The 9,709-nt window shown below is 70.9% G+C and carries 4 protein-coding genes; 2 read left to right on the top strand and 2 right to left on the bottom strand.

All coding sequences use genetic code 11. From position 1 onward, the window contains the following. Nucleotides 1-59: 59 nt before the first annotated feature. Both QZ753_RS09035 and QZ753_RS09030 read right to left on the bottom strand, forming a co-directional pair. Nucleotides 60-2,414 (bottom strand): xanthine dehydrogenase family protein molybdopterin-binding subunit, encoded by a 2,355-nt coding sequence (locus tag QZ753_RS09035; protein WP_294642958.1) that lies wholly within the window; start codon nt 2,412-2,414, stop codon nt 60-62. A 73-nt stretch (nt 2,415-2,487) separates the two neighbouring features. Next, nucleotides 2,488-2,988, bottom strand: coding sequence for a (2Fe-2S)-binding protein (locus QZ753_RS09030; protein ID WP_294642957.1), 501 nt, complete (start codon nt 2,986-2,988; stop codon nt 2,488-2,490). Nucleotides 2,989-3,477: 489 nt separating this feature from the next. On the opposite strand from QZ753_RS09030, the gene QZ753_RS09025 reads away from it, so the two are divergent. Next, entirely contained in the window at nt 3,478-5,439 is a 1,962-nt protein-coding gene (locus QZ753_RS09025; RefSeq protein WP_294642955.1) for an autotransporter assembly complex family protein, read from the top strand. After that, on the top strand, nt 5,440-9,709 hold a 4,270-nt coding region (locus tag QZ753_RS09020; RefSeq protein ID WP_294642953.1), incomplete at its 3' end, for a hypothetical protein.

The following is a 9,709-nucleotide window of genomic DNA, read 5'->3' as shown; positions in this document are numbered from 1 at the left end:
CGCCTCGCTGAGCGAGGTCGCGCGATGATATTGGGTTTCGTACATGCCTCTCCCCTCCCTCAGTTCGCCGTGCCGGCCGCGCGCAGGGCGCGCCAGACCTTCTGCGGCGTTGCCGGCATGGTCAGCTCGTTTGTGCCGATCGCGTCGGTGATGGCGTTGATGACGGCGGGCGGCGAGCCGATCGCCCCCGCCTCGCCGCAGCCCTTGATGCCGAGCGGATTGGTGGTGCACGGCGTCTCGGTGGTCAGCACCTGGAACATCGGCAGGTCCCAGGCGCGGGGCATGGCGTAGTCGTTGTAGGAGGCGGTCACGAGCTGTCCCGAATCGTCGTAGTGGACGCCCTCGAGAAGCGCCTGCCCGATCCCCTGCGCCAGCCCGCCATGGACCTGGCCCTCGACGATCATCGGATTGACCACGGTGCCGAAGTCGTCGGCGGCCACGAACTGGACGATCTCGGTCTTGCCGGTCTCCGGGTCCACCTCGACCTCGCAGATGTAGCAGCCGGCCGGGAAGGTGAAGTTCTGCGGATCGTAGAAGGCGCCCTCCTTGAGGCCCGGCTCCATGCCGTCGGGCAGGTTGTGGCCGGTATAGGCGCCGAGAGCGACCTCGTGCCAGGCGAGCTTGCGGTCGGTGCCCGCGACCTTCACCTCGCCGCCCTCGATCACGATGTCCTCGTCGGCGGCCTCGAGGAGGTGCGCCGCGATCTTCTTGGCCTTGGCCTCCACCTTGTCGAGCGCCTTGGCGATGGCCGACATGCCGACCGCGCCCGAGCGCGAGCCGTAGGTGCCCATGCCGAACTGCACCTTGTCGGTGTCGCCATGGATCACCTGGACGTTGTCGACCGGCAGGCCGAGGCGCTGCGAGACGAGCTGGGCGAAGGTGGTCTCGTGCCCCTGGCCGTGGCTGTGCGAGCCGGTCAGGATCTCGATCGTGCCGACGGGATTGACCCGCACCTCGGCCGATTCCCAGAGGCCCACGCCCGCGCCGAGCGAGCCGACGGCCTTGGACGGCGCGATGCCGCAGGCCTCGATGTAGCAGCTCATGCCGAGGCCCCGGAGCTTGCCCTTGGCCTTGGCTTGCGCGCGCCGGGCCTCGAAGCCCGCCACGTCAGCCGCCTTCATGCCGGCTTCCAGCGAGGCGTTGAAGTCGCCCGTGTCGTAATTCATGATCACGGGGGTCTGGTGCGGGAAGGACGTGATGAAGTTCTTCCGGCGGAACTCGGCCGGCGACTGCTTCAACTCGCGCGCCGCCGTCTCGACGAGGCGCTCGACCACGTAGGTCGCTTCGGGGCGCCCCGCGCCGCGATAGGCGTCCACCGGCACGGTGTTGGTGTAGACCGCCTTCACGTTGGCGTAGATCGCGGGGATGTCGTACTGGCCCGACAGAAGCGTCGCGTACAGGTAGGTCGGGGTCGCCGAGGAGAAGAGCGACATGTAGGCGCCGAGATTGGCGATCGTGTCGACGCGAAGCGCGATGATCTTACCGTTCTCGTCGGTGGCGAGCTCGGCCTTCGTCTGGTGGTCGCGCCCGTGCGCGTCGGTCAGGAAGGCTTCGGAGCGGTCGGACGTCCACTTCACCGGAACGCCGGTGCGCTTGGACGCCCAGAGGCAGACGATCTCCTCGGGGTAGATGTAGATCTTGGAGCCGAAGCCGCCGCCAACATCCGGCGCGATGACGCGCAGCTTGTGCTCGGGCGCGACGTTGTAGAAGGCGCTCATGACGAGGCGCGCGACATGCGGGTTCTGCGACGTCGTCCAGACCGTGTAGTGGTCGTCGGCCGGGTCGTAGTGGCCGAGCGCGGCGCGCGGCTCCATCGCGTTGGGCACGAGGCGGTTGTTGACGATGTCGAGGCGTGTGACGTGTGCGGCCTTCGCGAAGGCCGCCTCCGTCGCGGCCTTGTCGCCAAGCTCCCAGTCGAAGCAGAGGTTGCCCTCCGCCTCCGGGTGGAGCTGCGGCGCGCCGGCCTCGAGCGCCTTGGCGCCGTCTACCACGGCCTCCAGCACCTCGTAGTCGACCTCGACGGCTTCGGCCGCATCGCGGGCCTGCGCCCGCGTCTCGGCCACGACCACCGCGACGGCCTGGCCCACATGGCGCACGGTGCCGACGGCGAGAGCCGGCCAGGCGCCCATCTTCATGCCCGTGCCGTCCTTCGACGTCACCGCCCAGCCGCAGATGAGATTGCCGATGCCGTCGCCCGTCAGCTGTTCGCCGTCGAGAACGTCGATGACGCCCGGCATCTCGCGCGCGGCCAAGGCGTCGATGCCCCGGATCGTCGCATGCGCGTGCGGCGAGCGGACGAAGGCGGCGTATTTCATGCCGGGGACGACCATGTCGTCCGTGTAGCGGCCGCGACCGGTGATGAAGCGCCGGTCTTCCTTGCGCAGGACGCGCGCGCCGATGCCCTCGATACCCATGAGATCCTCCCGAGATCGAAACTGGTAGGCCGGCACGCGTTGCGTGCCGGAACGGTCGGCCCTGACGCCGGCCCTATTCGGCCGCGACGCGCTGCGGCTCGGCGGATGCGCCCGAGCGTTCGGCGGCGGCCAGGATCGCCTTGACGATGTTGTGGTAGCCGGTGCAGCGGCAGATATTTCCGTCGAGCTCGTCGCGCACCGTCTTCTCGTCGAGCTTGGAGCCGTGGCGGGCGATCATGTCGACCGCCGTCATGATCATGCCCGGCGTGCAGTAGCCGCACTGCAGCCCGTGATGCTCGCGGAACGCCGCCTGGACGGGATGGAGGTCCTGACCCTTGGCAATGCCCTCGATCGTGGTGATGTCCGACCCCGATGCCTGGACGGCGAGGATCGAGCACGACTTCACCGCCCGCCCGTCGACATGCACCACGCAGGCGCCGCACTGCGACGTGTCGCAGCCGACATGGGTGCCGGTGAGCCCGAGGCCCTCGCGCAGGAACTGGACGAGCAGCGTGCGGTCCTCGACCGCGCCCGTCATCCTGCGCCCGTTCACCACCATGGAGACTTCGGTCATACGCGTCCTCCCGAGACGACCTTGCCATAGCGCCCCGAAACCGGGGCCCCGCCCGCCGCGCAGCTTGTCGGCGCATGAAGCGCCGCCGCGTTCTCGTGTCGGGCAGGCCGAGACTGCAACGGCGGGCGGGCGGGCCGCAAGCGAATTCTGGAACCGTTCCAGCGACGGCCGGACGGTGCCCGCAGCCCGGCGGCGGAACCCGACGCGACGCAAGGTCGCGCCACCCCCCGCCGGGCGCCTTGGGGCCGGGACCGGAACTGTGGCGCAACTCCCACAAAACCTCTCGTGAATCTTGCGCGAGGCTCACCAAGCGGTTGTTATTTGAGCCCGGTCCGGCATTTTGAACCGGTGTCGCTCGGGGACGGCGGCCAAGGTTTTACCCGCTTCGAAAGGCGGGGCGCAGCGGCCTGAAACCGCTGCGGGACCGGCCTTCGCCCCGAACCCGAAAAGACCGCCTGGGCGAAGAGAGCATCCGCGTTGATTTCTGGATTGACCCGTCTTGCCCGCCCCGTGGCGGTGATCGCGTCCCTCACCATGGCGCTCGGCCTCGGCCTCGGCGCGCCTGCTGCCCGCGCCCTCGATCTCGGCTTCCTCGACCCGTTCAACCTCTTCGGCCCGTCGGAAGAGGAAAAGGCCGCCGCCGAACTGCCGGACCCCGTCCGCTACGAGGTGACGATCAACGTCTCGCCCGACGAGGACGACCTGCAGGACACGATGGAGGCCGCGTCGACCCTGAATGCCGACGAGGACGAGCCGGTGTCGGGCTCGCTCGGCCTCCTTGCCAAGGCCAAGGGCGACCGGCGCCGCCTCGTCGGCACGCTGTACGAGAACGCGCGCTACGACGGGCTCGTGACCATCCGCATCGAGGGCCAGGACATCGCGACGCTGGCCCCCGACGCGACCTTCGACACCTCGCGCCCCGTGCCGGTGACGATCGACGTCAATCCCGGCCCGCTGTTCCAGGTCGGCACCGTGCGCCTCGACGCCAACGGCGTGCCGCTGGACCCCGCGACCTACGACCTGACGCCGGGCTCCTCGGCCGATTCGGTGCGCATCCTGCAGATCGAGAAGCGGATCGTGCAGGACCTGCGCAACGAGGGCCGCCCCTTCGTCGCCGTCACGCGCCGCGACATCGTGGCCGACTCGGCCACGCAGCGCCTCGACATCGCGATCACCCTTTCGCCCGGCGAGACGATCCCGTTCGGCCAGACCTTCGTCACCGGCAACGAACGGATGGAGCCGGGCTTCATCGCCTACATGACCGGCATCCGCCCGGGCGAGACCTACTCGCCGCAGGCGCTCGAGAAGGCGCGCGAGCGGCTGCGCAAGCTCAACGTCTTCTCCACCGCCACGATCCGCGAGGCGGACGCGCAGGCGCCCGACGGCACGCTGCCGATCCAGGTGACGGTCGCCGAGCGGCCCCGCCGCGTCATCGGCGCGGGCGCCACCTTCTCCAACACGGAAGGCGCGGGCGCCAACGCCTACTGGGAGCACCGCAACCTCTTCGGCCGGGCCGAGAGCCTTCGCATCGAGGGCTCGGTCTCGCGCATCGGCGCCAACACCCTGTCCGACACCGGCCGCGAGACCGACGGGTTCGACTACAAGGCCTCGGCCGTCTTCCGCAAACCGGGCGTCCTCGGGCCGGACTCGGTCTATGTCGGCTCGATCACCGGCCTTCGCGAGCAGCCGCTCGCCTACGACCGCCAGTCGATCGCGGTGAGCAATGGCGTCGAGTACATGATCGACGACCAGCAGAAGGTCGCCGTCAGCCTCCTCGCCGAGTACGAGACCGTCGGCACCTATCTCGGCGAGAACGAGTTTCTGCTCGCCTCCGTGCCCTTCACCTATACCTACGACGGACGCGACAACGAGCTGAACCCGACGAAGGGCTTCCTCGCCAAGCTTTATGCCGAGCCGACCTACGAGATCGATGACGGCACGCCCTTCATCAAGGCGCGCGGCGACGTGTCGGCATACCTGTCGCTCGACGAGCGCGACCGCTTCGTGGTCGCGGGGCGCGTCGGCTACGGCGTGATCGCCGGGGCGGACCTCGCCGACGTGCCGACCGACCGGCGCTTCTTCGCCGGCGGCGGCGGCTCGGTGCGCGGCTACGTCTTCCAGTCGATCGGCCCCTACTATCCGCCGTTCCCGCTGCCCGGCACCAATCCGCTCTTCGTCGACACGCCGACCGGCGGCCTGTCGGTGTTCGAGGCCTCGGCCGAGCTGCGCTTCAACGTCACCGACAAGATCCAGGTCGTTCCCTTCGTCGACGCCGGCACGGTCGGCGACGACTTCGCGCCGGACTTCGGCAACCTCAAGATCGGCGCGGGCGTCGGCGCCCGCTACCTCACCGGCTTCGGCCCGATCCGCGTCGATGTCGGCATCCCGCTCGACCCCGGCCCGCGCGACGGTTCGTTCCAGATCTACGCCGGCATCGGACAGGCCTTCTGAATGATCGCGATGCGCCTCCTCTCCGCCCTCCTCCTGAAGCTGCGCCTGCTTGCGCTGGTGGCGGCCGCGCTTCTTCCGGCGCAGCCGGCGCACGCGCAGTTCCTCGCCGGCCAGCTCGAGAACCTCCTGTCGACCGAAGACCGGCAGGTGAAGATCCAGGGCCTGTCCGGTGCCTTCAGCGGCGAGGTGCGGATCGACGAGGTGACCGTCGCCGACCGCGACGGCGTCTGGCTCACCTTGCGGAACCTCGCGCTCGACTGGTCGCCGCTGGCGCTGGTGCGCAAGACCGTCGAGGTGCAGAACCTGTCGGCCGGACAGGTGGTGATGGACCGCCTGCCGCGCGCGGCCCCGCCGACCGCCGACGAAACCTCCGAGCCCTTCTCCCTCCCCTCGATCGCCGCCCGCATCAACCGCATCGCGATCAACGAGTTCGTCCTGAACGAGGCGGTCGCCGGCATCCCCGCGCGCCTTGCCGCCGAGGCCGCGCTCAACCTGTCGCCCGATCCGACACAGCTCGACGCGACGGCCACGATCCGCCGCCTCGACCAGGGCGGCGACATCGCGCTGAAGATCGGCTTCCAGCCGGACGCCAACCGCCTCGAGATCGCGGTCAACGCCAGCGAGCCGGCCGGCGGCCTCGTCGCCGGGCTCCTGAAACTGCCGGGCGCGCCGCCCGTCAGCCTGTCGATCAACGGCACCGGCCCGTTCGACAACTTCGCCGCCGACGGCACGCTGGACCTCGGCTCCGAGCGCGCCGCGACCCTGCGCGCCACCGTCCAGAACGGCGCGGACGGCCGGCGCATCGGCGTCGACCTCACCGCCCTCTCCGCCCCCTTCGTGCCGCTCGCCTACCAGGGCGTCGTCGGCGACAACCTCCAGCTTGCCGCCAACGTCCTCCTGCGGACCGACGGGGTGATCGCGATCGACAGCGGCCGTCTCCAGTCCGGGCCGCTCGACCTTGCGGCATCCGGCACGTTCGACCGGACGGGGGCCGGCAACGACCTGACGCTCGCCCTGCGCACGGATGCCGCCAACCCGGTGCCGCTCGCCTTCGGCAGCCAGGGCGCGCGCACCGCCCTCGAGATCTCGTCGATCGACGCGACGCTGCGCGGCAGCCTGTCGGTGGCGAGGCTCGACGTTGCGGCGAGCGCGCGCACCGCCGGCTTCGAGGACTATGTCGCCAATGCGGTGACGCTGAAGGCGACGAGCCCGGGCTTTGATCTCAACAACCTGATCGGGCAGGTCGTCATCGATCTCGGCGCCCAGTCCGCCTCGGTGCCGGACGGCATCGCCGCGCGCGTCCTCGAAGGGCCGATCGCCGTCAATGTCGACGGCGCGCTGACGACCGACGGCTACACGTTCAATACGGCGAAGCTCACCACCGGGGCTGCGAACCTTGCCCTTTCGGGCAACGCCGCCTCCAACTTCTCGACGTTCCAGTTGCGCGTCGACAGCGACATCGAGACCGCCGCCCTGTCGAGCGACGCCGTGCCCTATGTCGGCCCGCGCGTTGCGATCGCGGGCTTTGCCCGGCGCGCGGCGGACGGCTCGTTCGGCGTCGACAACCTGCGCGTCGACGGCGACGCGCTGGACCTGTCGGGGTCGGTCAACCTCACCGGCGAGGAGATCGCCGCCGCGATCACCGGCCAGATCAACCAGGCCGCGATCGCCGACGCCGCCCTGAACGGCCAGGCGCAGTTCGACCTCAAGGCCTCCGGCACCACCAGCGCGCCCGTGATCGACCTGACCGCCAGCGCCTCCAACCTCGAGGTCGTCGGCCGCCAGCTGACCGATCTCCAGGCCCGCGTCCAGGGCACCTTCGCGCCCGATGCGCCCGCCGGGACCGTCGCCGTCAACGGCACGTTCGACGGCGCGCCGCTCTCGCTCTCGGCCGATCTCGCGACCGAGGGCGACGTGCGACGCCTGCGAAACCTTCTCCTGCGCCAGGGCCAGAACCGGGTGGAGGGCGAGGTCGCGCTCGACGGCGAGAACCGGGCAACCGGCGCGATCCGCCTCGCGATCCAAGACGCCACCACCCTTCTCGCGCTCGCGGGACAGGATGGCTCGGGCGATCTCAACGGCACCGTGTCGCTCGCGGTCGGCAACGGCGGCACGCCGGTCGCCGATCTCGATCTGACCAGCAATTCCCTCACGCTGACGCGCAACGATGCCGAGACGGCGCTGCGCGGCGCCCGCATCCAGCTGCGCGCGACGGACTACCTCACCGCGCCGCGTGCCACCGGCACCGTGGCCGCCGCCGCGATCACGGCCGGCGGCCTGACGGTCGAGCGGCTGAACGCCGCGCTGGAGGAGATCAACAACGCGACGGCCCTGAATGCCTCGGCCCGGATCAACGACGTGCCGACCGAGCTGTCGGGCGACCTCGCCTTTACCGACGCCGGCACGGTGATCGAGCTGCGGCGCCTGACGGCCGCAATCCCCGGAGCACCGGTGGCGCTTGCCGCCCCCGCGGCGGTGACGCTCGGAAGCCTGCGCACGACCTTGAGCGAAATCCGCCTCAACGCCGGCACCGGCTCGCTCACCCTGTCCGGCTCGGCCGGCGACCAGTTCGACCTCGATCTCGCGCTCGACCGCTTCCCGCTCGCCATCGCCAATCCGTTCGTGGCAGGCCTCGACGCCGCCGGTACGGCGAGCGGCACGGTGGCGGTGGGCGGCCTGTCGTCGGCGCCCGACCTCGACCTCGATCTTCGCGCAGAGGGCGTGGCCACCGCGCAGACGCGTGCCGCCAATCTGCAAGGGGTGAATGCCGCCCTCGCCGGCCGATACCGCGACGGGACGGCGACTTTGTCGGCCGCGCGCGTCGATCTCGGCTCCGGTTTCGTCGAGGCCACCGGCACGGTCGGCGAGGCGCTGGACCTCGACCTCAACATCTCGAACCTGCCGGTCGCCCTCGCCAACGGCTTCGTCGACGGACTGGGCGCGGAGGGCACGATCAACGGCACGGCCTCGGCCACGGGATCGCTGGAAAACCCGGCCGTCACCTTCGATCTTGCGGGACGCGGCATTACCGCGGCCGAAATCCGGCGCGCGGGCGTCGAGCCGGTCTCGCTCGACCTTGCGGGTCTCTATCGCGGCGGCACCGCGCGGCTCGACCGGGCGCTCCTGACCGCGGGCACCGGACGGATCGAGGCGACGGGCACGGTCGGCCGGGCGCTCGACCTCCGCCTCCAGATCGTCGACCTGCCGGCCGCGCTCGCCAATGGCCTGCGCCCCGGTCTCGACGCGCGCGGCACGCTGAACGGACAAGCCACCGCGACCGGGACGCTCGCCGCCCCGAACGCGACCTTCGCGCTCACCGGCAATGGCCTTTCCGCAGCGCCGCTGCGTCAGGGCGGGGTCGAGACGGTCACGCTCGACATCGCCGGCACGTTTACTGACGGCACGGCCCGCTTCGACCGGGCACGGATCGACACGGGCGCCGGCTCGCTCGACGCCAGCGGCACGGTCGGGCGCGCGCTCGACCTGCGCGTCGCGCTCGACCGGCTTCCAGTCGCGCTCGCCAATGCCGTGCAGCCGAGCCTCGACGCGCGCGGCACCCTGTCGGGCAATCTGGCGGCGACGGGCTCGATCGCGGCGCCCCGCGCGACCTTCGATCTCAGAGCCGCCGACGTCTCGGTGGCGCAGACGCGCGCCGCCGGCGCCCCGGCGATCAACGCCACGGCGGCCGGCACCTATGCCGACGGCAGCGTCCAGCTGCAGACCGCCCGCGTCGACCTCGGCACCGGCTCGGTGACCGCCTCGGGCACGGTCGGGCAGCGCCTCGACCTCAACGTCGCCTTCGACAACGTGCCGGCGTCGCTGGCCGGAGCCGCGGCGAGCGGCATCGACCCACAGGGCACGTTGAACGGCACGGCGCGCGCGACCGGCACCCTGTCCGCGCCCCGCGCCGACTACGACCTCCGCCTCACCGGCTTCTCGGTGACGCAGACGCGCGACGCCGGCGTCGGCCCGCTCGATATCGCCGCACGCGGCACCTACGCCGACAACCGCGTGACGGTGGACAGCTCGCTGTCCGGCTCCGGCCTCGCCTTCACCGCCAACGGTTCGGTCGGCCTGTCCGGTACGCCGACCTTCGACCTCGCCCTCAACGGCACCGCCCCGCTGTCGATCGCCAACCGCATCCTCGCCGAGGGCGGCCGCTCGGTGCAGGGCACGGTGCGGGTGGATGCCCGCGTGCAGGGCACGGCCGCCGCACCGAACGTCACCGGCACGGTCTCCACCGCCGGCGCGTCCTTCGTCGACACCGGCG

Source organism: uncultured Aureimonas sp., assembly GCF_913775355.1.
GTDB lineage: Bacteria > Pseudomonadota > Alphaproteobacteria > Rhizobiales > Rhizobiaceae > Aureimonas.
Note: the sequence above shows the minus strand (reverse complement) of the source record. Positions and strands in the feature narration are given on the sequence as shown.

Coding starts and splice junctions, on each gene's coding strand:
- QZ753_RS09035 (WP_294642958.1), bottom strand. CDS start 2,414: ATGGGTATCGAGGGCATCGGCGCGCGCGTCCTGCGCAAGGAAGACCGG.
- QZ753_RS09030 (WP_294642957.1), bottom strand. CDS start 2,988: ATGACCGAAGTCTCCATGGTGGTGAACGGGCGCAGGATGACGGGCGCG.